Origin of the sequence: Anaerophaga thermohalophila str. Valhall, from assembly GCF_000250735.1 — a bacterium.
GTDB classification, from domain to species: Bacteria; Bacteroidota; Bacteroidia; order Bacteroidales; family Marinilabiliaceae; genus Anaerophaga; species Anaerophaga thermohalophila_A.
This window is the reverse complement of record NZ_AHZV01000090.1, coordinates 1-24,849: the sequence shown is the minus strand read 5'-3', so window position 1 is coordinate 24,849 and position 24,849 is coordinate 1. Positions and strand designations below refer to the sequence as shown.

At 40.5% G+C, this 24,849-nt stretch carries 19 protein-coding genes; 5 read left to right on the top strand and 14 right to left on the bottom strand.

The genetic code is table 11. The annotated features are described in order from the left end of the window. Nucleotides 1–524: 524 nt before the first annotated feature. Nucleotides 525–2,381 (bottom strand): LTA synthase family protein, encoded by a 1,857-nt coding sequence (locus OQ5_RS0104130; protein ID WP_016776283.1) that lies wholly within the window; start codon nucleotides 2,379–2,381, stop codon nucleotides 525–527. 251 nt (nucleotides 2,382–2,632) lie between these two features. On the opposite strand from OQ5_RS0104130, the gene OQ5_RS0104125 reads away from it, so the two are divergent. Beyond that, nucleotides 2,633–2,953: a glycosyltransferase gene (locus tag OQ5_RS0104125; RefSeq protein ID WP_016776282.1), complete on the top strand. Its 321-nt coding sequence runs from the start codon at nucleotides 2,633–2,635 to the stop codon at nucleotides 2,951–2,953. Between the two features lie 379 nt (nucleotides 2,954–3,332). Here the strand turns inward: OQ5_RS0104125 and OQ5_RS0104115 are convergent, their stop codons facing one another. The 13 genes from OQ5_RS0104115 to OQ5_RS0104060 form a co-directional block, all read right to left on the bottom strand. Beyond that, entirely contained in the window at nucleotides 3,333–3,857 is a 525-nt protein-coding gene (locus OQ5_RS0104115) for a glycosyltransferase family 4 protein (RefSeq protein WP_016776280.1), read from the bottom strand. Between the two features lie 6 nt (nucleotides 3,858–3,863). Beyond that, on the bottom strand, nucleotides 3,864–4,424 hold the full coding sequence (locus OQ5_RS0104110) for a glycosyltransferase (protein WP_016776279.1): 561 nt from the start codon (nucleotides 4,422–4,424) through the stop codon (nucleotides 3,864–3,866). Between the two features lie 214 nt (nucleotides 4,425–4,638). After that, a complete protein-coding gene (locus tag OQ5_RS0104105; RefSeq protein WP_016776278.1) occupies nucleotides 4,639–5,754 on the bottom strand; it encodes a glycosyltransferase family 4 protein in 1,116 nt (371 codons plus the stop codon). After that, complete coding sequence (locus OQ5_RS20270) at nucleotides 5,751–6,779, bottom strand: glycosyltransferase (protein ID WP_016776277.1); 1,029 nt, start codon at nucleotides 6,777–6,779, stop codon at nucleotides 5,751–5,753. The genes OQ5_RS0104105 and OQ5_RS20270 overlap by 4 nt, the downstream gene beginning before the upstream one ends. A gap of 21 nt (nucleotides 6,780–6,800) precedes the next feature. Further along, entirely contained in the window at nucleotides 6,801–7,889 is a 1,089-nt protein-coding gene (locus tag OQ5_RS0104095; protein ID WP_016776276.1) for a glycosyltransferase, read from the bottom strand. A gap of 18 nt (nucleotides 7,890–7,907) precedes the next feature. Further along, entirely contained in the window at nucleotides 7,908–8,984 is a 1,077-nt protein-coding gene (locus tag OQ5_RS0104090; RefSeq protein ID WP_016776275.1) for a glycosyltransferase family 9 protein, read from the bottom strand. A gap of 17 nt (nucleotides 8,985–9,001) precedes the next feature. Further along, nucleotides 9,002–9,610, bottom strand: a complete 609-nt coding sequence (locus OQ5_RS0104085; RefSeq protein WP_016776274.1) for a DUF4254 domain-containing protein — start codon at nucleotides 9,608–9,610, stop codon at nucleotides 9,002–9,004. Nucleotides 9,611–9,955: 345 nt separating this feature from the next. Continuing rightward, nucleotides 9,956–10,231, bottom strand: a complete 276-nt coding sequence (locus OQ5_RS0104080; protein ID WP_016776273.1) for a FoF1 ATP synthase subunit delta/epsilon — start codon at nucleotides 10,229–10,231, stop codon at nucleotides 9,956–9,958. Then, nucleotides 10,182–11,750 carry a F0F1 ATP synthase subunit beta gene (gene atpD / locus OQ5_RS20265; RefSeq protein WP_016776272.1) on the bottom strand — a complete coding sequence of 523 codons (1,569 nt, stop codon included), beginning with the start codon at nucleotides 11,748–11,750 and terminating at the stop codon, nucleotides 10,182–10,184. The genes OQ5_RS0104080 and atpD overlap by 50 nt, the downstream gene beginning before the upstream one ends. Before the next feature lie 343 nt (nucleotides 11,751–12,093). Further along, nucleotides 12,094–13,065, bottom strand: coding sequence for a polyprenyl synthetase family protein (locus tag OQ5_RS0104070; RefSeq protein ID WP_016776271.1), 972 nt, complete (start codon nucleotides 13,063–13,065; stop codon nucleotides 12,094–12,096). Further along, nucleotides 13,059–14,090 carry an efflux RND transporter permease subunit gene (locus OQ5_RS24250; RefSeq protein WP_255297385.1) on the bottom strand — a complete coding sequence of 344 codons (1,032 nt, stop codon included), beginning with the start codon at nucleotides 14,088–14,090 and terminating at the stop codon, nucleotides 13,059–13,061. Before OQ5_RS24250 ends, OQ5_RS0104070 begins: the two co-directional genes overlap by 7 nt. Nucleotides 14,091–14,097: 7 nt before the next feature. Beyond that, on the bottom strand, nucleotides 14,098–15,492 hold the full coding sequence (locus OQ5_RS24245; RefSeq protein WP_255297384.1) for an efflux RND transporter permease subunit: 1,395 nt from the start codon (nucleotides 15,490–15,492) through the stop codon (nucleotides 14,098–14,100). 75 nt (nucleotides 15,493–15,567) lie between these two features. Next, nucleotides 15,568–16,539: a hypothetical protein gene (locus OQ5_RS0104060; protein WP_016776270.1), complete on the bottom strand. Its 972-nt coding sequence runs from the start codon at nucleotides 16,537–16,539 to the stop codon at nucleotides 15,568–15,570. A 422-nt stretch (nucleotides 16,540–16,961) separates the two neighbouring features. On the opposite strand from OQ5_RS0104060, the gene OQ5_RS0104055 reads away from it, so the two are divergent. The 4 genes from OQ5_RS0104055 to OQ5_RS0104040 all read left to right on the top strand — a co-directional run bounded on the left by OQ5_RS0104055 (nucleotide 16,962) and on the right by OQ5_RS0104040 (nucleotide 24,534). Next, nucleotides 16,962–17,594: a TetR/AcrR family transcriptional regulator gene (locus tag OQ5_RS0104055; protein WP_016776269.1), complete on the top strand. Its 633-nt coding sequence runs from the start codon at nucleotides 16,962–16,964 to the stop codon at nucleotides 17,592–17,594. After that, nucleotides 17,581–18,945: a TolC family protein gene (locus OQ5_RS0104050; RefSeq protein ID WP_016776268.1), complete on the top strand. Its 1,365-nt coding sequence runs from the start codon at nucleotides 17,581–17,583 to the stop codon at nucleotides 18,943–18,945. The genes OQ5_RS0104055 and OQ5_RS0104050 overlap by 14 nt, the downstream gene beginning before the upstream one ends. Nucleotides 18,946–19,311: 366 nt before the next feature. Then, nucleotides 19,312–20,451 carry an efflux RND transporter periplasmic adaptor subunit gene (locus OQ5_RS0104045; RefSeq protein WP_255297383.1) on the top strand — a complete coding sequence of 380 codons (1,140 nt, stop codon included), beginning with the start codon at nucleotides 19,312–19,314 and terminating at the stop codon, nucleotides 20,449–20,451. Nucleotides 20,452–21,111: 660 nt separating this feature from the next. Further along, complete coding sequence (locus OQ5_RS0104040; RefSeq protein WP_016776266.1) at nucleotides 21,112–24,534, top strand: efflux RND transporter permease subunit; 3,423 nt, start codon at nucleotides 21,112–21,114, stop codon at nucleotides 24,532–24,534. The last annotated feature ends 315 nt before the right edge of the window (nucleotides 24,535–24,849 follow it).

The following is a 24,849-nucleotide window of genomic DNA, read 5'->3' as shown; positions in this document are numbered from 1 at the left end:
TTTGGTTTATTTTATACATTTTTTTACGAAGATATCAGAACTAACGCCCCTATGGTTTATTCATCCGTTTCTATTACGAAGATATTAGGGCTACGCCCCTTTGGTTAATATCAAGGGTGGGCCAATACCCCTTTCATTTGTTTGTGTATTTTCTTTTATAAAAATTTTTAAGCTGCGATCAAATATACTTTTGTCAATAAAAATCAGGGGCGTAGCCCTGATCTCTTCATAGCATAATTTGGGTGTGAGACAATTCAGGGGCGTTAGCCCTGATATATCCTTTATACTATATGAGCCTGGTCTAAAAAGCATCTTTGTTGCCAAACTCTGTCTTGTTTTAAATTTTTGCATCCTCATTAACAACGAGTTAACTCCGGTACAAAAATTTAAAACGCCTTGATTTTGACAAAAATATGCTTTTTATACCGCACTCAATAATATTTTCACAATCCTTGCTATACCCTTTTTTTAGCCGCACAATCATGATCTAATATCTAATATCTAATAATCTAATATCTAATGGTCTAATAATCTAATGCTCTGTTATTGCTCAACCTCTCTTTAAAATCCTTTGCCACCATTTGCATAAAAACTTTGGCTTTCAGGCTGTCTTCACGCGTTTCTGCCCCTTTCATCTCCAGCGGTTTCAGATTGGCTTTGTCGTACATCTGGTAAATTTTTTCATCAATATAGCCAAAGCCGTCAGGAAAATGAAGAAATGAGAAACCGTTGACTTCATTATCAAGAATGTTTTTACTGAACTTAAAACCGGAGGCATCAATATGCAACTGATTTAGAAGTGTTGAGGCCAGATCGATTTGTGACGCATAATTGCTGACGATGGTATCTTTAACCGTCAAAGGACCACCTGTCCATACCATGGGAATATGATAACGACGCGATTTTGTATAACCCAGTTTTTCGGGGCCTACCACCCCGTGATCGGCTACAAGTATAAAAAGCGTGTTGTTCCAGATGCCCGTTGTTTTCATTTCTTCAAAAAATTTACCTAAGCACCTGTCGGTATAATAAACCGAATTGTAATAATCGTCGTCATTAACACGTTCCATCGGCACATCGAAGGGTTCGTGACTGCTAAGGGTGAAGAAAAAATTGAAGGAAGGACTTTCCGAATTCCGTATTATGGTAATAAACCGGTCAAAAGTGTATTCATCGTGAACGCCCCATTTCTCCCCCTGATTTTCCTTTGGAAAGTCATCAATATCCACCACATCATCAAAACCGGCAAGTGTTATAAGCGACTTCATGTTTTTAAAGGTCATATCGCCACCATACAAGAAATTGAAATCTTTATAACCTGCATCTTTTAATTTTTTGGGGATGAAATTCAGGTGCCTCGATTTATCGGGGTATTGCATAACCGAATAGCCCGGAATACCCGGATAACCTGTAAGAACGCCTACCATACCGTAATCGGAACGGAAACTGGTTGAATAGGTATTCGAGAAGAAAATGCCTTCTTCCATCAGCTTATTAAGGTTTGGCGTTACATCTTCTCCTCCCATTGCTCCTATAGCCTGTGCAGAGAAGCTTTCAAGAAGGATGACCACAATATTCGGTTTTTCGCTGTTCAGGATTTTTGGGAAACGCCCCGATTGATGCATCATTTCGTCGAACATATCACTGGCTTTCTCATCCTTAATGAAATGGTACCGGTTATCTTCAATAGCACTTCGCTTCAGTGAATATGCAAGATTCCACAAGGGATTAACAGCAGCATTGTTGGCAAACAGATGGTTGGAGAAGTAAGCGACGCCTGTGTTGATGGGCGCAACACTGAAGCTTCCACGGATGGGGACAATCAACAAGGCACCCAGAAGAAGAGTAATTCCCCAGTTGATGATCATCTTCCTCCTGTTAAAACTTTCATTAAATGGAGCCCGAAACACAAACCGGTTAAAAAGAAAGATCAACAAAACTGAAATGACCGCCCAAATAATGAAGAACAAAACTACTTCCAGCCAATGAAGGGAGTCAATAATGACGTCCGGTGTTTTAAGGAATGACATGGCTTCCTTATTAAGATGGCCGCCCCAGTAACGGAACAGGTTGATGTCGCCCATCAGGAGCGCTGCAAACAGAGGAATAAGAATATAATGCTGCCAGCGAATGCAATTTGCACAGAAACGTTTTCCTATTGGCAGAGCGACCAGTTGAATAACAATGATGAGTAACATCAGGTATCCCGAAAAGGAGAGGTCCATGCGCAATCCCGGCCCGAAAGATGCCAATATTGTACCCACTGGGGTATCATTGGAAAAGCTGTAATTTACAACGATAAATAGTGCTCTGAAGAATGCAAAAAAAAGCAACCAGAACAGGTAAACCCGCAGGAATGTATGGAAAAACTGCTTCATCATTGAAAGCGTTATTATTTAATTGTGAACCTGCAAAATTAGTATATTTGAGAGAATTTTTCTGGAGGCTTCAAAATTTGTTGCTGGCTAACCGGTCTTATGCGTATTAACTCCCTTTTATCCAAAAGAATCGTGTATCAAGCGTTAAAATATTCAAATAATTAAAACTAATAATTTAATTTAACTTTAGCTTTTTTTAAAAGATAGCTTCTCAAAACAATTGTAAATACTATTTTTGTACAAATCCGTAATTTATGCCAAAAATATCAACTACCATTATTGAAAGATGCTTAAAATCTGTTTCCTGGACAGATGAAATCATCATTATAGATTCGGGCTCAACGGATAATACGGTGGAAATTTGCAGAATGTATCAATGCAAAATTATTGAAACATCATGGCTGAGATTTGGAAAAACCAAACAACTGGCAGAGCAACATGCTTCGAATGAATTGATATTTTCGATAGACTCCGATGAAGTTTGTACTTCTGACTTAAAAGAACAAATTGTTAGGATACTTGAATCACCAAAAATACAGGCAGGTTACAGAATAAACGACGAACCTTTTATCTGAATAAGCCCGTCAAATATTGCGGATGGCAAAAAGATTATCCACTGCGCCTCTACAATAAAAATGCGGGTGGGTTTAACGATCGCGACATCCATGAATTTGTTGAGTTAAACAGCCAAACCTGAACCATCAGTGCATTGCTTCTGCATTACTCTTTTCCCACAGTATCGAGCCACATTGAAAAAATGACCCGATACACCACTTTGGGCGCAGAGGAAGCCCTTGAAAAAGGGGAAAAATGCAGCCCTTTTATGGCCATATTAAAAGGACACTTCAAATTTTTTAAAATGTTTGTTTTGCAATTAGGCTTTCTGGACGGGTGTACAGGATTTTTGCTTGCCAGGAATTCAGCATTCGGCATTTATTTGAAATACTTTAAAACTTACGAGTTAAATTCTAAAGATTTATAAACCTCTAAAGTTTTAATAGCTAGTTCGGAAGGAGAATGATATTTTAAAACATATTTATAAGCCTGTTCAGTTATTTTCTTGGTCAACACAGGATCATTCAAAAGTTTAACCACGTTTCCTGCCAAATCCTTGAAATCCCCGATTTTACTTAATAGGCCTGTCTCTCCGTGCTGAATTATTTCCTCAGCACCTCCGTTGCGTGTGGATACCACAGGTTTTTTGTAAACAAAAAAATCAAGAATTGTGGAGCCCAACCCTTCAAATCGGCTTGTGAATAATAAAACATCCACCTGAGGAATAATCCTTTCAGGTTGGTCAATAAAGTTTGTAAAAGTTACAAAGTCTTCGATTTTCAATCTGGATACCTCCCTTTCTATACCTGGTCTTAGAGGCCCATCTCCAACCACGAGAAAATGAACATCTGGATTACTTTTATGAATTTCAGAAGCTGCTTTAAAAAAAAGTGAAGTGATCTTTCTCGTAAGTAAGAGCTGCAATGTATGTTACAATTTTTTTTCAGGAGAAATATTATATTTTTTTCTAATATTTAAATTGGTTTTCTCAATGCTATTAAAAGAAACGCATGAAGGGATAACGACTGTTGAAGGAAAATCAATACTCTCTTGTACAGCTTTTTCTACAACATGAGAAATGCAAATCATTTTGTTAATTAATTTTCTGCTGAATTTAACGGGGGTTGTTATTTTCTTTTTAATGGGAAACAGAACCCGTCGATGGAGAACAATTTTTATCTCTTTTAATGATAATAATTTTGCGATAACGGCAATTGTTTGAGCTTTAGATTCATGGCAATGAACTATTACGGGTTTTTTAAAACGAAGGTAAACAATGTAGAGTGGTGCAATAAAAAAAGATGATAAAGGTGAAAAAGCAACATAGGCGTATCCATGCTCCCTAAAATAATAATGTAATGCGCTGTTTTTTCTGCAAATAAGTTTTTGGCAAATGCCCAGTTTTTTGAGCTCATGAAACAGTAATACAACCTGCCGTTCACCTCCCCGCCAGGTTTTTGAAAAATTAATATGAATCGTCAAAAATTGCATAATAAAAGAGGTAATGAATTATAAATAAGAAATTTAAGCAAAAGAACAATCCCGATTTATCATAGACAGTTTATTCAAATGTCCAGATATCTGCGAAATAAAAGGTCATTCTTTTCTCCCTTCAATAACTTTCACATAAAATATATTTATTGTATTGTGATATCTCATTAATATATATTTTATGAATCAAGGTGCAAAAGGTCGATAAACCAGGCTAAATCAAACTTCGATAAAGCTGCATATACTGTTGAGCAATAAATTCATCAGAAAATTTCTTCAAATGGTTAGAAGTTTTGTTTCCGATTCTGTTTTTAAACCCGTTATCATTAATTGAGGTTTCAATCGCGTGTTTCAATTCTTCAACATTTCCGGGGTTTACATAAATACTTTCCGGCCCACCAGCCTCACTGAAACATCCGCCTGTTGAAGTGATAACCGGAGTTCCTGAGTAAAGAGCTTCTATTATGGGAATCCCAAAACCCTCAAAGAATGAGGGATATATAAACAAAGAAGCCCCCTGATAAAGCATCGCAAGTTCCTTGTTAGAGATTCCTTTTAAGAAGGAAACCTTACCTTCCATCTTGTTTTTTGAAATATAACTTCTAACAGTCTGCGCATATGGAGTTTCGCCCCCGACAATAGCCAAATGAATGTCAATATCCTTTATTGCTTTTACTCCATTCAGGATATTTTTCCTTTCTTCAATAGTTCCCACATTCAGAATATACTTCTCCGGCAAACCTGCTTTAATTCTGACCTTTTCAATTTCTTCCATTGAATAGGTATGCTTAAAAACATCCTGACAACCCTGATAAATAACTTTCACCTTTTGTGCAGGCACCCCAAAAAACTGAACCACATCTCTTTTAGTCTGTTCACTTACAGCAACAATAACATCTGCATTGCGACAGGCATGTTGATGCTTTATTTTATGAATATTTCTGTCAAAGAAAGAATAAAACCGCGGATACCTCAAAAAAATAAGGTCATGAACTGTAACCAAAACGGGAATTTTCTTCTCTTTTCTTTGTACAGGAATCTCTCCCGAAAGTCCGTGAAACAAATCAATTTTATCTCTCAGAAGTTCCTTTCCTACTCCATACTGTCGCCATAGATTATAAAATATCCGGCTAAAAGGTTTTCTGGGGGTTACCTCGTGTACATTGGTTTCATTTGGGACAAACAAGTTGTTTTCTGAAGGCTTGGGATTATATAAATAATAAGTATTCTCAGGATAAAACTTACTCATAATACGTGTAATATCTCTGCTGTAGTTTCCCAATCCGGTACGATTGTGGAAAATTCTCTTTGCATCGTAGCCTATATTCATAATAAGTCGGAATTATCTGCCGAAGCCTGATTATTTGCAATTTGCGAGTCCAAGTCACCTATTTTCTGACCGGTATTCCTAAAATATTTAAGTATTGTCAAAAAAGAAATCAACTCTTCTTGTTTCTTATTTTTAAACTGTTCCACGTGCAAGTGGGCATTTTCAATAATCCTTCTTGCTTCATCCTTATTTTCCAAATAGTATTTCAGTTTCTCTTCCAAGTCAGAATAATCTTCCCTAATCTCAATATAATGAACTCCACCTCTGAGCGTGCCTTCCATAAACCATGTTTCAAAACGCGGTCTGGGCATTACGGCAATCGAATTTGAAGACATAACCCATTTTAGATTAGAAGCAACATCATTCCCTTCGAGGCAAAGAATAAACTTATACTCCAATTGTTCATGAATACTCATCCGTGGTAACAGCCATTTCATATCTCCCTTGTCAGAATTTACCTTCCCCACATTACACATCGGGTGGTCAAAATAACGTCGGAGAAATTCTTCCCGTTTCTGTTGATAAACCTTTCCTCTCCAGACCAGGCTGTTTTTTTTAGAGTCGAAGTCCTTGCTGTCTTTGATAAATAAAAAGTGACGGATTTCATTTAGTTTAAGAACCACCGAATTGTAATTTCGGTCACCGACAGGCCTGCTTTTTACAAAAGAAGGTTCGGGAGGAGTATAGGTAATGTCGCCAAAAAGAAAAGAGATTCTAAGATTATCAGGAAAGTAACGGAAAAATTTAAAGCTATCGAAAAAATAAGTTTTTGGTTTTATTCCATATTTAAAATTCCTTAATTGGGTAGAGGTCTTCCCTATCGGAGTATCAGGAGTCAATTTATTATAGTAATTGACTCTCTTTACAACATCATCAGACCAATACTTCTTTAAACGCTTAAGTTTCTTCTTTAATTTGTTTTGAAATAGCCTGCGCGGTAACAATTGCCTCATAAAATTTCCGGAATAATAAAAAAACTTATTATTCTTTTGCATCATGGACTTAAGAGAAGTCAGTTTAAGCATAATTCGACTTTTCTTATAAATTTAATTTGATTTTAGAACCTCATCCAATTTGAGAACCATTCTTCTAACAGAAAAGTTATCGTTCACCAACCTTCTCGCCTTGCTTCCGAAAGTTTCCCTCAAGGCTTGCTCTTTAACCAAAATACTGAGCTTTTCAATGACTTCATCAACTTTTCCTGATTGAATTGTAAAACCGTTTTCCCCATCATTTATGAGCTCTGTAACTCCATTAACTTTTGTAGAAATAACGGGCAATCCATAAGCCATAGCTTCAAGAACTGAGTTGGGCATCCCTTCATAAAGAGATGTCATTATAAAAACATCAGCCCCCCTTAATAAAGAAGATACATCCTCCACGAAGCCCAGTAATATAAAATTTTTATCAATACCCAGTCGTTTTATCTGTTGCTTCAGTGAGTTCTCAAGCTTACCCTTGCCGGCCAGAAAGAAATATACGTTTGGATTTTCTCTAATTACATATGCTGCCGCCTCAATGAGATATTTGAAGCCTTTCTGATGAGCCAGTCGTCCGGTCGATAAAACAATTACCGGATCAGGTACATTGGACGAAATCCAGGGAGAAAAATCAAAAGAATCGCCATCCTCTTTTAATTCCTCCACTCCGTTAAAAATTACTTTAATAAAGTCGCTTTCAACAGGCAGAAATGATTCATATTCTTTTTTAATTGTATGTGTATTGGTGATAATTCCGTCACAAAAAAGCTTTACAGTCCACTTGTACCACCAATGGTTCTTAAGCAACTGCAGTCCCTGGCGACTATAAACCTTAGCAGTAGATCCAATTGCCTTTAAAGCAACCGAAGCTACGCGCCAGTCTTTGTTTTGGCAGCCGATAACCGCTTCAGGTTGAAATATCTTGAAAAAACGGCAAAATTTCCAACAGGCTACCAGGTCAAAGTCGGAATTGGCCGCAATTTCCTCAACAATAAGATTTTCTGCTTTTGCTCTTTTGCTAAGAACCGAATTCTTTCGACAAACCACCACAACATTGTGTCCAACCGACATCAGCCCGGAAGCGGCCATGATCATCCACTTTTCACCGCCACCCCATTTGTTTTTACCTATTGAGTTGATTAATACAATATTCATCCGGGCTTTATTGTTTTCTTATTTTGCTTTTATTTTATGGAGTATCATTTCGGGAGTTATGTTCATCATACAGGCAAAATCGCCTCTATGACAAGGCTTATTCCCGAAAACCGAACAGGGACGACATTCAATATCAATCTGAACAGCATCGTCCGGCGATTGTCCGTATCCGTAAAAACCGGCATAAGGATGTGTAGCTCCCCAAATGCTGATGACACGGGTTCCTGCCAGACTGGCCAGGTGCATATTGGCCGAGTCCATGGATATCATCACATTGAGCTGCGACATTAGTTGCAACTCTTCCCTCATGCTCAACTGACCTGCAAATGTACTTGCTTTTTTTAAATTAGCTGCCCATTCTTCCAGTTTTTCCTGTTCTTCTCCTCTGCCGCCAAACAAAATTATCCTGTTGTCTTCTTTATCTAAAATGCGTAATAGTTTCAACATCCTTTCTTCAGGCCACATTTTCCAATTATGTTTGGCAAAGGGAGCAACACCGATGGTAAAACTGCTCGAATTCCTCCTGGAAAGAGCTGAAGCTGCTTCCGGTTTTTTATTAGACGCAAAAAGATCATTTGGTTGCATGTTTCCAAATAATTCTTTCCCGGGAAAAGGAACCATTTCAAAAGGTAATCCTGCTTTTTTGAAAGTTGTCTGGTACCGCGAAATCGTTGATTGAAGCGGTTTAAATATCTTATTACTTTTTCGTGTCAGCGCTTTTTTTTCTTTACGGCCCTTCTTAATCCTTGCAACCCTGGTGCCGGAAATCCTGAACAGAGTAGTAAGTACGTGCGTACGAAGAACGCTGTGCAAATCGACAACTGCTTCCCATGGGCCATTTTTCCTAAGCTCACGATAAAGCCTGAAAAGGCCTGCAAGTCCTTTGTGCCTGTCTTTTAAATCGACCGGTAAAAAGTGGATGTTTGGCAGCGGAGCCACCAGATCCTTTGCAAAAGGGCGGGAAACAAACCAAACTTCATATTCAGGATAGCGCTGCGAAAACGACCAAAGCACCGGAATTGTCATAGCCACATCTCCCAGGGCACTGAAACGAAAAACGAGGATTTTTTTTATATGAGTCACATCCCCTGTCATGGAAAGGGTTTTAAGGGTTATTTTTTATTCTTATACAGCACTGGATTCAGGGCCGGATCGTTGTACATCTTCATTTGCTTGTAGGTTTTCATGTATTTTCGTCCCGAGTCAATATCGGCAATCAATTGGTCAATAGCAGTGCTGAGGTCTTCTCTCTGCTGAAGCAGTACCGAAAGTTTCAGATTACATTTTTCGAGATGTTCAGGAGAAGCATCGGTGCGTTTTACTTCCTGCTGCATGTGGTAAATTTTTAGCGCGAGAATTGAAAGACGGTCGATGGCCCAGGCGGGACTTTCGGTGTTTATGGTAGCATCAGGAGCCACTTTTACATCTTTGTATTTATCCAGGAAATAGTCATCAATCGATTCGACCAGGTCGGTACGATCCTGATTGGATTTATCGATGCGCCGCTTGATCTTTAATGCTTCTTCGGGTTGAATTTCCGGATCGCGAATGATGTCCTCGAGGTGCCATTGAACAGCATCAATCCAGTTTTTCTTGAAAAGCAGGTTTTCGATAGTGCCTTCGTTGTAAGGATTTTTTGGGGTGGCATCCACGTTGTCAAACTCGTGATAGTGCTCCGTGGTTTCATTGAAAATCTTGTTGCAGCGTTCGCTAAATGTCATATTAACAGTTTTTTGGATAGCAGCAGGGTAAAATGTTTTGCGTGAAATACTGCTTCCCGGTTATTTATTACACAAAAATAGGGAAACCGCGGACAAAAAACAGGAAAACTGTCATCAAAATCGAATCGACAAGTCAAGATGGGCCCCTAAACCTGACCGGACTATTTTCTGCAAAGTTGAAAGTCTTACTTGATTGAGCCCGGTCTAAAAAGTATCTTTGTTGCCAAACTCTTTGTTGTGTTAAATTTTTGCATCCTCATTAACAACGGGTTAACTACGGTACAAAAATTTAAAACACCTTGATTTTGACAATAATATGTCTTTTTATACCACACTCATTGGTATTTACAGGTCTGCTTTATTTTCACCAGGCAGTTCGTTCATCAGAACAACGGTATGATTATCGTGGCACTCAAGAACACCTTCTTTACACTCGAAATAGTGTTCGTATCCGTCTTTCCCGATAACCCTGATTTTACCCCTGGTAAGCGTTGAAATAATTGGTGCATGATCGCGTAGTAAGACAAATCGTCCCATGGAACCGGGGACCTCAACCAATCCGACCGGGCCGTCAAAAAGAATTTTTTCGGGCGTAATTATTTCGAGATAGAGATCGTCCATTTATTTTTGTTTTGGATTCTTTCAACATTTTTTCCCCTTTTTCGATGGCTTGCTCAATGGTTCCCACCAGGTTGAATGCTGCCTCGGGGTATTTGTCGGTTTCTCCGTCCATGATCATGTTAAAGCCCTTGATGGTGTCTTCGATGGAAACGAGTTCTCCTTTGATCCCTGTAAATTGTTCGGCCACATGGAAAGGTTGGGAGAGGAATCGCTGTACGCGTCTTGCTCGCGAAACAATAAGTTTGTCCTCTTCCGACAGTTCTTCCATGCCAAGGATGGCAATAATATCCTGCAATTCTTTGTATCGCTGAAGAATTTCTTTGACTCGTTGGGCTGTTTTATAATGGTTTTCTCCAACAATATCGGGAGAAAGGATACGTGAAGTCGAATCCAGAGGGTCTACCGCGGGATAAATCCCTAACTCGGTAATTTTCCGGCTTAGTACGGTAGTAGCGTCAAGGTGAGTAAACGTTGTGGCCGGAGCCGGGTCGGTAAGGTCGTCGGCCGGCACGTAGACTGCCTGTACGGAAGTAATAGAGCCGGACTTGGTAGATGTGATCCTTTCCTGAAGGGCGCCCATTTCTGATGATAAGGTGGGCTGATAACCTACTGCCGATGGCATGCGGCCCAGGAGTGCTGAGACTTCTGAGCCGGCCTGTGTAAACCGGAATATATTGTCGATGAATAGCAATACATCGCTTCCGCCGCCTTCTTTTTTGCCGCTGTCGCGAAATGTTTCGGCAATGGTCAGGGCAGAAAGAGCTACGCGGGCACGAGCTCCGGGGGGTTCATTCATCTGTCCGAAGACCATCGATACCTGAGAATTTTTCAAAGCTTCGGCATCTACCTTTTCCAGGTCCCAATGGCCGGCCTCCAGGCTCTTTTTGAATTCATCGCCGTAGTTAACGATTCCGGCCTCCACCATTTCTCTTAGAAGGTCGTTCCCTTCCCGGGTACGTTCTCCCACGCCTCCGAAGACAGAATAGCCGCTGTATCCTTTGGCAATATTGTTGATTAGTTCCTGAATGAGGACAGTCTTACCAACACCGGCACCTCCAAATAAGCCGATTTTTCCTCCTTTGGCATAAGGTTCAATGAGGTCGATCACTTTAATTCCGGTAAACAGAATCTCGGTTTCAGTTGATAGTGAATCATACTCGGGTGCAGGTTTATGAATGGGACTCCTTTCTTTGGTTTCAATAGCTGGAAGTCCGTCTATGGGGCGCCCAACCACATTCATCAGCCGGCCTTTTACATTTTCTCCTGAGGGCATACTGATGGGGTTACCGGTTGCTATAACTTCCATTCCTCTTTTTAGCCCGTCAGTTGAGTCCATGGCAATGCACCGGATGGTATGTTCCCCGATGTGTTGTTCGCACTCAAGTATCAATACGCTATTGTCCTCCCTGTGTATTTCAAGGGCTTCGTTTATTTTGGGAAGGTGATCGTTCTTAAGATCAAAACTAACATCAATGACAGGGCCTATTACCTGCGATATAGTGCCTATTAACTGAGCCATGATAAAATTTTTTTCTGTTTCGAATTAAATCAAGATAAGTGAGTCCGGTCTAAAAAGCATCTTTATTGCCAAATTCATTGTTGTTTTAAATTTTTGAATTCTCCTTAACAACGCGTTAACCCCGGAACAGATATTTAAAACACTTTGATTTTGATTAAAATACGTCTCTTTATACCATCCTCATAAGTAACAATACTCCGTTAAACTTTTAAAGATATCTGATAATTAATTGTTTACACAATCAACCGCACAAACTGCAACTTTCTCATAATTAAAACTCTGCATCATTGCGTCTCTGCGTTTAGGCTTTTTTTAACTGACTATTGAAGTAAAAAACGAACTTTTATCTTGTCCGTGCCATCAGTTTATGGGCAAAGCTTTCTATTTCCTTCTTAATCTCCTGGTCACCATTTATTTTTTCAAAGTTTTCCAGGGAACGAAAAAAGAAATCATCTCTTTTCCTGGTAACAATTTCGGAAACACCTGCTTCGTTATAGAGCTGTGTCACGGCAGCAATTTTTTCGTCCACGTTGTACTCTTTACGTTCCAACCAGTCCAAAAGTTGCTTTCTTGGTTCTTTTTCAAGTCTGTTAAGGGCTGAGATCAAAAGAAACGTTTTTTTATTGTTCAGGATATCACTTCCGATCTGTTTCCCAAAGGTTTCCTGATTGCCAAATACATCCAGCCAGTCATCCTGCAGCTGAAAGGCCATTCCAATGTCCTGGCCGAATTTGTAAAGGAGACTGCAATCCCGAAGGCTTCCGCCGCCGAGGATGCCTCCGATTTTCATGCTTGCCCCGATCAAAACAGCCGTTTTCAGACGAATCATGTCCAGATAACCCTCTTCGGTGACATCGGTGGTTTTTTCAAACTCCATATCAAACTGCTGACCTTCACATACCTCGATGGCTGTTTTGTTGAAGACTTCCAGAACCTGGGGCAATACTCCTACCGGACTTTTACTGATAAACTCATAAGATTTTATAAGCATGAGGTCGCCGGAGAGGATTGCGGTATTATCGTCCCATTTTTTGTGTACAGTGGCATGATTGCGTCGTACATCCGAGCGGTCCATAATATCATCATGGAGGAGTGTAAAATTGTGAAACACTTCAAGGCCGAGGGCCGGCATCAAGGCCGGTGAATAATCCCCGAAGAGACCGGCCGAAGCCAGACACAGTACAGGCCTTAGTCGTTTTCCTCCCAGTGAAAGAATATATTTTACCGGTTCATAAAGTCCTTCCGGACGTTTCATGCCGCCGATCATCTGAAGCTGATCTTCAATGATGCTGCGATATTCATCAATTCTCAACATGCGCATTTTATTTTTTTGGTGTCCGGCTCTTTTTCCTTACTTTCTGGAGTTTTCCCTATTTTCAATTCTTCAATGTCTATGTCTTCATCCTCATTATAGATGGTCAACAAAGGTTCTCTGAATGTCTCGTTGGTAATGAGCCTTTCCAGTCCGAGCAACAACGATGGTAACAATATCAGGTTTGAGAACAGCGCCACCAGTAAAGTCAAAGCCACCAGTGCTCCCAACGCGACGGTTCCGCCAAAACTTGATACCGTAAATATACCAAATCCAAAGAAAAGAATAATAGAAGTATAGATCATACTTCGTCCGGTTTCTTTCAATCCCAGAACTGTGGCGGCCCGTATGCTCCAGTTGGTGGCATCGAGTTCCTGCCGGTATTTGGCAAGAAAATGAATGGTATCATCAACCGAAATACCAAAAGCGATGCTAAATACCAATATTGTTGAGGGTTTTATGGGGATGTCAAAAACCCCCATTAGTGCGGCTGTTGTAATGAGTGGGATCAGGTTGGGGATCAGTGAAACAATTACCATTTTTTTTGATCGGAACATCCAGGCCATAAAAGATGCAATCAGTAACACAGCCAGGCCAAGGCTGATGAAAAGATTGCGGACCAGGTAGTCTGTTCCTTTAAAGAAAACAATGCTTGATCCTGTTATTGAAGTATTGTAATCCGACTTTGGGAAAATGGAATCGACCAGCGATGTGATTTTTGCATCCAGGACCTGCATTTTGGTTGTCCCGACATCTTCCATACGAAAACTGATTCTTGCTTTTTGACGGGCCGAATCTACAAATGAGGTTATAACTCCGGGACCGTTTCCCATCTCGCGTGGGATATACGACATGATAAAATTTCGCTCCATGGCGTTTGGAAGTGAATAGTATGCCGGATTACCATTGTAGAATGCCTGTTTTGCAAATTTAACCAGTTGTATCATAGAAAGACCCTGAGAAATTTCCGGGAATGCTTTCATCTTTTCCTGGAAACGTTCCATTTTTTGCAGGTTTTTCTGAGCCATGATGCCTTTATTTTTTTTTGTTGTCTATCATTATTTCGAGGGGCATCAGGCCACTGAAATGATGTTCAAAAAAATTCAGGTCCTTATATAATCGATGATTGTGCGGGATATCATCAAGCATATAACCGGTCGTTTTCATTTGAGAGATGCCGAACCCGCCAAAAATCAGCAATCCAAGTGTTCCGACATAAACTATTTTCTTGTGGTTGAGGGAGATATGAACCAGGCGATTAATGATTTTCTGAAAAAACCGGCTTTTCAGGTGTCGTACATGTCGCTCTTTTGGGTCGGGTAAAAAGCTGAAAATTGAAGGGATCAGCAAAATTGAAAGCACAAAGACCACTATAATATTAATGGCTGCCATGATACCAAACTCGACAAGAAGCTTGCTGCTGGTAAAAATAAAGGTAGCAAAGCCACTTGCGGTGGTGAGATTGGTTAGGAATGTGGCATTTCCGATTTTTTGGATGACACGCTGTAATGATTTTATTTTATTGCCATGATTGCGAAATTCATGGTGAAACTTATTAAGCAGAAAAACCGAGTTGGGAATGCCGATCACGATTATGAGAGGCGGGATCATCCCTGTCAGGATGGTTACTTTATATCCCATTATTCCCTGTAATCCAAGCGCCCAGATTACGGCCATTCCCACAACAAGCATTGAGAATAACACCACTTTAAAAGACCTGAAGAACAGAAAAATTATAATTGCAGTAATGCCCAGTGCCAGCCAGATGAACATGTTTAACTCTCTCTTGATCATCTCGGCTGTTTCAACCCGGATGTAGGGCAATCCGGATATGCGGATGTTGTTCTCTGTAAGTGAGGAATATTGTTCTGCTTCGGCTTCTATTTTCCTGATCAGTGGGACTCTCTCCGGACTTTCAAGCACCTTCTTGTCAAGGGTGAGAGCCATTAGAAAAGTAGCGGTTTCCGGATTGTAGACAAGGTTTTCATAAAATTGCAGATCCGAAAATGTGTGTGATAAGGAATCGAGATGTTGCTGGTTGTCCGTTTCTTCAAAGACCGGGGAAATTTCAAACTTTTTTACTTCCGGGTTTCGTTTGAGATTATATGCATCGGAGACCGAAAAGACCGAGGTGATGCCGTTAATCTTTTCCAATGCTTGCGACAATTTTTGCCATTGTTTAAAGTGCAGAATATCAAAAAATAAAGAATCCTGCACGCCAAGAACAATTAAGTTACCCTCGTTGCCAAATTCTTCAACAAACTTTTCGTATTCCAGATTGGCCGGGTCATTCTTCGGCAAAAGGGGAGCATATTCATAAGACATCTCTATTTTGCGCGACTGAAACCCCATGAACGCGGTTGCAAGGGCCAGAACAATCAGAATAGGGAGCCGGTTTCGGAGAATAAAACTGGCAATACGAATCCACATAAATCAACAGGTTACCTCAAAAGTCCAAAGAAAAACGCTGCGAATTTAGGAAAAAATCGTGAGTTTGGAGTGCTTTCAAAACATCTGTTGTTTGAAAAGGCCCCTTTTACGACCCTGTTTTTTCCCGAAATAGAATGAAATATCAAAAAACGGGAGTATGTTCAGAGACCGGCTTTCAATGCTTCCAATGCCAATTATGTATCCTGCGGAGACAGATAAGTTTGAAAATGGGAAGTATTCTGCCGATGATTGTTGCTCAACAGAGATTTCTCCCGGGAAATTGCCACCGAACATCCTTATTTCGCCACGTGCGTATAAGTAGGGTTGTATTTGCCAGTCACACCTTAATGCAAGTGTTACCAACCATCCTTCTCCTAAGTAAGACATACTTCTGGGAGTCTTAAACTGATCTTTCTTCAGATAAACAGAATAGCTGTCAAAAGGAATTCCATAATCAAAAGCCAGCGCTGCCGATAGTATCAGATAAGGCTGGTGCGGATTACATTGCAGGCTGCTTAAAAACGGCCGGCTGAGTATTAACTGGTTCTTCAACGATAGGATAAGAGGAACATCCATAACGGAATCGGCAAGAAAATTACCGTTATTTTCTTGGGCATTATTTAGGCCGGGCCATGACGAATAGGCACCATGAAGAGAGGAAACCCATAACTTACCACGCGAAATTTCATTTTTCAGAAAGAGGTTCGGTACCCTGTAATCAATGCCCAGCCATGTTGATAATTCAAGTCCTTCTTTAAGCCCGTAGCGCGACGGGGTTGTAATACTTACATTGCCTGCTTTGTGATATGAAGTTGCAGCTGTTTTGGCCGACCAGATGTAATCGTCGCGTAATTCGCTCACCGAAGAACCAGAAGGTTGAAAAGGGTTGAACAGATTTCCTTCTCCTGCTTCCCTTTTTCTTTCTTCCAGATCCCTGGTTGCTTTTTCGGCCTGACTCCTTTTTTTAAAGGGCCAAATCTGGGCTTCCACAGGAACAGAAACAGAAAAAAACAAAGGCACTAATATTATGGCAGCCCGTCTTACCATGATAATACTTAGATTATAAACAAACCGTCTTGTGATTCAAACGATTGAAAATGTTTATTATTCCTTTTTAGGCAATAAATTTTATAAAGGATGAAACGAGGATGGCAAGGTTTGCCATAATAGATTATTAGTTTAACAGGCAGAAGGCAGAAGCCGTAGGCTGGATGTTAGAAGTTAGAGACTAAAGTAAGTGTTATACAAACGAAACGAGCATGGCAAGGATTACCACAATAAGAATATGAATAAATCTTACATGTGAGTTCCATCAGACCAATAATTTAGACAAACTTTATACTGATGAGTAATTTCTGTTGCCCGGCAGCGTTCATTCGCCGATGATTTTCGTTCATTCGCCGGAAACTCAGGAAACTTTTTATATATTTTTAGTTTCCGCATGTAATATCCGTTAATTTTGCAGAACCATGGACGAGAAAAAATTATCGATAATTAAAAAGGGCCTTCAATTATTCAGTCTTTACGGGATACGGAGTGTTACAATGGATGATCTTGCCGCCGGGCTGAGTGTTTCTAAGAAAACACTTTATCAGAATTTTAATAACAAGAGTGATCTGGTAGCAGAAGTGATGGACCATGTGGCTCAGGAGATACAGGATGAGTTGGAGTCAGAACCGGAGGAGAAGATGAATGCAATTGAGGAGTTTCTGGTTCACCGGCGCGATTTATTCAGAAAACTGAGCCGTCAAAATACAGCCATTGCTTACGACCTGAGAAAATATTATCCCGATGTTTTCAACAGATTAAAAGAACTTCGCCGGAAAGTTCTGTACGAAGCCTACCTGAAAAACCTGCAAAAAGGTATTAATGAAGGGCTTTACCGGAAAGATCTTGATATTAGGTTTCTTTCAAAGTTAATGACAGGAGGTCATGTCTATACTTTCGATCCTGTTTATGGGATTTTTAGTGAAGAAGAGCTTTTGTCCGATAAATTCAGGGATAGACTTTTGGATTATCATTTTCGTGGAATATGTACCACAAAGGGAATGGTAGAATATGATCGGTTAAAAAAACAATTATTGCAAAATGATAAGGTTTAAACTTTTAGTACTGATTTTCGTTTCATTCTTGTTTGGAAGAGGACTTTTGGCCCAGGATAACAAGGATACGCTCTCTTTTTCATTGGAAGAGGCTATGAGCTATGCTTCGAAACATGCCTACCAGAAGATAAATTCGGAATATGACATAAAGTCGGCACGCAAAGAGATATGGGAGACTATAGCTTCCGGCTTGCCCCAAATTGATTTTTCGGCACAGTATAATCATTCTATTGATGTGCCGGTTAGTCTTTTGCCGGCGGAAATTATTCCGGAAGATATGCGCCCCCCGGGGGTCGGTCCCGGCGATAAAGTTCCGGTTTCCTTCTCGACTGCCTACGACGGTAATTATTCCTTCTCGGCTACTCAAATGATTTTTAACGGGTCTTATTTTGTCGGCCTTGAAGCTACTCAGGTTTTTCTTGACCTGACCCGCCATCAGGATGAGAAAACCGAAATAGAAATCCGTGACGCGGTGGCAAAAGCTTATTTTCTTGTGTTGTCGGCCAGGGAAAATCATGCTGCCTTTCAGGAAAATTTCGAAATTAACCGCGCCACGCTGAACGAAACCGAGGCAATGTATGAGAATGGTTTCCGGGAATCGTTGGATGTATCCCAAATCAGGCTGATGGTGAGGGAGGCTGAGAAACAAATTGTGGAGGTTAAAAGAAACGAAGAAGTTGCTCTTGCAGTCTTACGCTTTTCGATGGGGCTTGATGAAGACCAGCCTTTGGTACTTACTGATAAACTGGAAGCACTTTCTGACAGATTTCATCCGGACAATATGGACGATAGCTGGAGCCCACGCGAACACATCGATTATAAAATTGCCAACACGAATTCGGAGAGTCAGCGCTTGCAACTGAAAAATATTCGTGCCCAATATCTGCCAAAGGTCAATGCCTTTTACACTTATCAGAAAACAGGCTTTGGCGATGAGTGGAATATTTTTAACGAAGAGTGGTATAAGTCACAGTTTGTAGGAATATCTGTTTCCATGCCTGTCTTTTCTTCAGGGATGCGCCATGCTCAGGCACAACGGCAAAAACTGTCATGGCAAAAAAGCTTGAATGAGCGGCAGCTAACACTCAGAAGTATTAAAACAGAAAGCCTGACAACACTAACCGAATATTATAGTGCTATTGACCAGTTGGACATTGCGAAAGAAAGTCTGGAATTGGCAGAAGATATTTATGAAAAAACGAGGGTTAAGTTTTCCAATGGTATTGCAGGGAGTTTTGAGCTTACGCAGCAACAGGGGCAATATGTGCAGGCCCAGATAAACTACGTGAATGCAATTTTGAGAGTTCTGAATTCCAGAATTGATTACCTGAGAGCCATCGGAAAATTATAATTCGTGTCTGTCCATAAAGTGCCATTTACTGTGTTACACTCGTCTGAAAATTACTCATTTACGAAGAGTAAACTCCGTGTTTTCGGACTTCGCAAGCCTTGTAAATGACACTTTCTGAACAGACACATGATAAGCAGGAAACTTTTCCTACTTTACAGACTGGCACTAATTCGTGTCTGTCAATACAATAAGTCAGTTAAAAAAGGCCTAAATGCAGAGAGGCAATGACGCAAAGTTTTTATTATGAGAGAGTTGTAATTTGCGTCATTGTTTGTGTAGACAATTAACTACCAGACATCTGTAAAAATTTAACGAAGTATTGTCAATAAGAAAAATATTGTATCTGAATATCTAATGATGATGGTTATGAGACGTTTGTTATTTATGGTTTTACCGGTTGCCCTGATTGTTGTAGTGACCGGTTGCGGAGCAGATGTTCCCGCTGATGAGCAGGAGATTAAAAAGGAAAAACTGGAGGCCTACCGCCAACAACTAAATGAGCTTAAAGCAAAAATTGCCGAGTTGGAGGCTGACCTGGGGAATACAGAAGTTGCTAACCGGGTAAATGTTGATGTTGTTGAATTACAACCAACACGTTTTGAACAATTTATTGAAGTTGCCGGAAATGTATCAACCGACAGGAATATTATTGTAAGTCCCGAAACTGCCGGTGTCATCCAGAATATCTTCATTAAAGAGGGAGAAAATGTTCGAAAAGGACAAATCCTTGGCAGGTTGAATACTGAATCCATAGAGCAATCTATCGAAGAAGTCAAAGTTAATCTGCAAATGGCTCGTACTCTTTATGAGCGGCGAAAAAACCTTTGGGAACAGAGCATTGGCAGTGAGGTTGATTTTTTGCAGGCCGAATCGAACATGAAAGCTCTGGAAAAACGACTACAGGGTTTGGAAGCGCAACTTGAGATGGCGGTTATTAAAGCGCCAATTGACGGGGTTGTTGATGACCTTATTCAAAAACAAGGAGAAATGGCAGGTCCGGCCATTCCGTTTGCACGGATTGTTAACCTGGAAGATATATACATAACGGCAGATGTTTCGGAGCAATACCTTGGAAAAATTCATCCCGGCGATTCTGTCTCGATTTATTTCCCGGTTTCAGGAACACAAAAAGTGGCTACGGTTTACCGTACTTCTTCTGTCATAGACCCTGACAGCAGGACATTCTCGGTTCGGGTTAACTTGTCCAATCCCGGGAAGGCATTGCAGCCGAATCTTTTGGGTGAACTTAAAATGCGTGTTGCCCTGGTGCCTGATGCGCTCGTCGTTCCTTCGCTTATTGTTAAGAAAGATTTTAAAGGTGAATTTATTTTCGTTGTCGACGATGAGGATAATAATAATCCGGTAGCTGAAAAGAGATATATAAAAACGAGCATCCGTGACAATAATGAATCGGTTGTCTCAAGCGGGTTAACACCGGGAGTTAAGATTATTTCCAGCGGATATGCCCAGGTAACAGACGGAACACCTTTGAAAATTAATAACTGAAATGAGTCCCGATTACTCGGAGCGAGTTCCATTAGGCCAATAACTTAAGTAAATTATATACTAATGAGTGTCTGTCCATAAAGTACCATTTGCTGTGTTACGCTTGCCGCCAAAATACTCATTTACGAAAAGTAAACTGCGTTTTTGGGGGCTTCGCAAGCCTTGCAACGGGCACTTTCTGAACAGACACACATATTGTAAAATTTTTTTTACGAGTTGATAGACGAATACTAATGAAACGAGTATGGAAAGGCGCATCACAACTTGTTCCGATTTATCCCGGGTCGAGTCTCAGACTTAGATACCGTCATCTAAACGCTAAGAAACTCTATGAATCCAACGATCTGTTATCGGGGGATGTTTTGTGAAAATTTTATTATACGATCAACAATTAGTTAAACTTTTACAATGCGCTGCAAACCAATTGTTTGCATCTAAAGAGGTTTGTTTTTTTTAAATGTAGTATATCAAGGTTGTAAAAACCATCTTATATATAACAAAAACTACAAAGTGCTCAAAACATGTTATTTATGCACTTTTGTCAGCTTCTTGAATATGTCAGTACCTCTAAAACATTGCTATTGACTATTGACTAAAAACTATTGACTAAAAACTATTGACTAAATTACTTATATCTAAAAATCTAACGATCTATTGAAGATGCAAGAATATTCTGAAATAAATCAGCAAAAGGTGGTTGAAAGGAAGTTTCGCCCTACTGTAGCGGCCCTTAAGAACCAAAATACAATATTTGTTCTCACTGTATTCCTGTTTTTTGCAGGCCTGATATCTTATAATAGTATGCAGCGGGAATTGTTTCCCGAAATTGTGGTTCCCTATATCATGGTTTCTACACCATATCCGGGAAACAGCCCTTTGGATATAGAGAACCTTATTACACGCCCTATTGAAAAGGAATTGAAAGACCTGAACGGGGTTAAACGTCTTTCTTCTGCCTCTTATCAGGATATGAGTCTGATTTTAGTGGAGTTTGAGACCGATGTGGAAGTTCAGAAAGCCCTCCAGGACACAAAGGATCAGGTAGATAAAGCAAAAAGCGAATTGCCGGAAGACCTGGAGACCGACCCGATTACCGAGGACATCGATTTTTCTGAATTTCCGGTTCTTAATATAAACCTGTCGGGCGATTATAGTATATACGAACTAAAGAAATATGCAGAGGAGCTTCAGGAAGAGTTTGAGTCTTTACGTGAGGTAAGAGAGGCGGACATAAAAGGAGTTGATGAACGCGAAATTAAAGTCCATGTCGACCCCTGGAAACTGGAAAATGCAGATTTGGAATTTAACGATATTGAATACGCTCTGATGTCGGAGAATGTAACCATTGGCGCAGGAGAGGTTATTGTTGATGGTACCAGAAGGTCGGTGCGTACGGAGGCCGATTACAAAAATATGGATGAAATTCGCAATACGATTGTAAAAAGCGAAGGTGGCAAAGTGGTTTACCTTAAAGATGTTGCCCGCGTCATTGATGGTTTTGAAGAACGTTCTTCTATTTCCAGATTAAATAAAGAACCGGTTGTTACGCTTTCTATTGTTAAGAAAAGCGGTGAAAACCTTCTGGATGCAACAGATAAAATATTTAGTATTATAGACCGGAAGCAGGCCTCTCAATCGCTCCCTTCCGACCTGAAAGTAACGATTACCGACGACCAATCGGTCTATATTCGCGATCAGATCAGCAACCTGGAGAATTCCATCATCATGGGTATGCTGTTTGTGATGGTTGTGTTATACCTGTTCATGGGATTGCGCAATGCTTTGTTTACAGGACTGGCCATTCCCATGTCCATGTTTATCTCTTTTTTGATTCTGGGAGAGCTGGGATATACCATTAATACCATGATCCTGTTTGGATTGCTTATGGCACTTGGTATGCTCGTGGATAATGCCATTGTTGCCGTGGAAAATACTTACCGGCACTTTGAAGAAGGTTATCCGCGCTTTAAAGCTGTCCAGAAGGGGGTGAGTGAAATAGCCATGCCCATCATCAGCTCCACGTCCACTACACTGGCAGCGTTTTTCCCGCTTTTGTTCTGGCCCGGTATTATGGGAGAGTTCATGCAATATCTGCCCATCACGCTCATCGTGGTTCTGGCTTCTTCGCTCTTTGTGGCACTGATCCTCAACCCGGTGTTTGCATTGCAATTTATGAAACACGAGAAGGCCGCGAATGTGCGGGGCAATCACCGGAGGCTTCTTCTGATTTGCGGGAGTATGGCTTTTGTGGGTCTGATCAGTTATCTGGCCGGTAGCATTCTTTGGGGGAATCTGCTTGTTTTACCTTTGTTGATGACGCTCCTGAATATTTATGTTCTTAAACCCGGAGCATATCATTTTCAGCACAAACTTTTGCCCAAACTGGAGTATTTATATGAACTGACCTTGCAGAAAGCTTTGGGACGGAAAACTTCAAAATGGCTGTTTGGCGGAATGATCGTGCTTTTGTTCTTTTCTGTTGTGTTTTTCGGGATGACAAATCCCTATGTTGTTTTCTTTCCCGAAAATGAACCGAAGACGGTTTTTATTACCATGGAACTACCTTTGGGTACCGACATTGAAAAAACCAATGAAATATCCTATGAGGCTGAGGCAATGATTGATGGCGTGCTCGAACCGTATCAGCACATCGTTCAATCGGTGGGGATGAATGTCGGTAACGGGAAAGGTGGCTTTTTCGAATCCAGCAGAAGTCCGAATAAAGCGCTCACAACTATTACCTTTGTCGACTATCAGTATCGCGACGGGATCAGCACTTCCAGCATTATGAAAGAATTGAGCGATACATTGAAAACTTTTACAGGGGCTAAATTTTTTGTTGAGAAAGAAGAAAATGGCCCTCCGGTTGGTAAACCAATAAATATTGAAGTTTCAGGCGATGAATTTGAAGAGCTGGTAGATGTTGCTTCACGGATTAAGAGAACTATTGATAACAGCTACATTGAGGGGATCGAAAATCTGGAAATGGATATCAACATGAACAAACCCCAGATGGAGATCAGCATCAACCGTGACAAAGTACGACGGATGGGGCTTACTACCCAAATGGTTGCCGGAGCTCTGAGGACTGCACTTTACGGAAATAAAGTCGATACCTATAAAGACGGTGAGGATGAGTATGATATTATGCTGCGTCTGGCCGATCGCTTCCGGTATAATGTTTCTTCGTTGATGAATTTCAAGATTAAAGTGGAAAAAGATGGTGTTAGTTACCATATACCTGTTTCTGCGGTGGCAGATTACGCTTACGGATCGACCTATGAAGACATTAAACGAAAAGATAATACACGGGTGATTACCCTGTCATCGAACCTGATTGAGGGATATAATGCAAACCAGATAAATACCGAAATCAGAAAACTTCTTTCAGGGTTTGAGATGCCCCTGGGCTATCGTTGGGAAATGACAGGTGAACAGGAAGACCAGAAAGAAACATCCGATTTTCTGATAAAAGCCCTTCTGATTGCCATTTCTCTGATTGCCATGATACTGATAACTCAGTTTAACTCCGCTGCGAAACCCGCCATAATCCTCATGACCGTTGTCCTGAGTACCATTGGGGTATTTATGGGACTTGGTACTTTCGGGATGGACTTTGTTATTCTGATGACCGGAGTCGGAATTGTCTCTCTTGCCGGAATTGTCGTAAACAATGGCATTGTGTTGATTGACTATATCGATATTGTGAGAAAAGAGAAAAAAATGGAGCTCGAACTGAAAGAGAATGAAAGGCTTTCTCGCAAAGATGAAATAGATTGCGTGATTAAGGCAGGGAAAACACGTTTGAGGCCGGTGTTGCTTACAGCGATAACAACCGTTTTAGGTTTGCTGCCGCTTGCAACCGGTATGAATTTCGACTTTTTCGGGTTGTTTAAGGAGCTCAGGCCAAATATTTATTTTGGTGGAGACAACGCTGATTTCTGGGGGCCTATGGCATGGACCATAATTTTCGGACTTACCACGGCCACTTTCCTGACACTGGTGATGGTTCCTGTTATGTACAATCTGGCGATTCGTGTCAAAAACAGAGTTGGAAAGAAAAAATACAGCGTACACCAATAAATAGCATTAGACTATTAGATTTATAGATAATTAGAGGCTGCTGAAAAAGTCAGCAGCCTCTAATTATTTAAGTGTTATTCAGCAAGCCCTGTTTCGTGCCTGTCTATAAAGTAGGAAAAGATTCCTACTCATCATGTGTCTGTTCATAAAGTCTCATTTACAAGGCCTGCAAAATTCGAAAATACAGAGTTTACTTATCGTAAATGAGTATTTTGGCGGCGAGTGTAACACAGCAAATGGTACTTTATGGACAGACACTATTTAGTGCTCGTTTATAAACTCGCAAAAATTTTCACAATATGTGTGTCTGTTCAG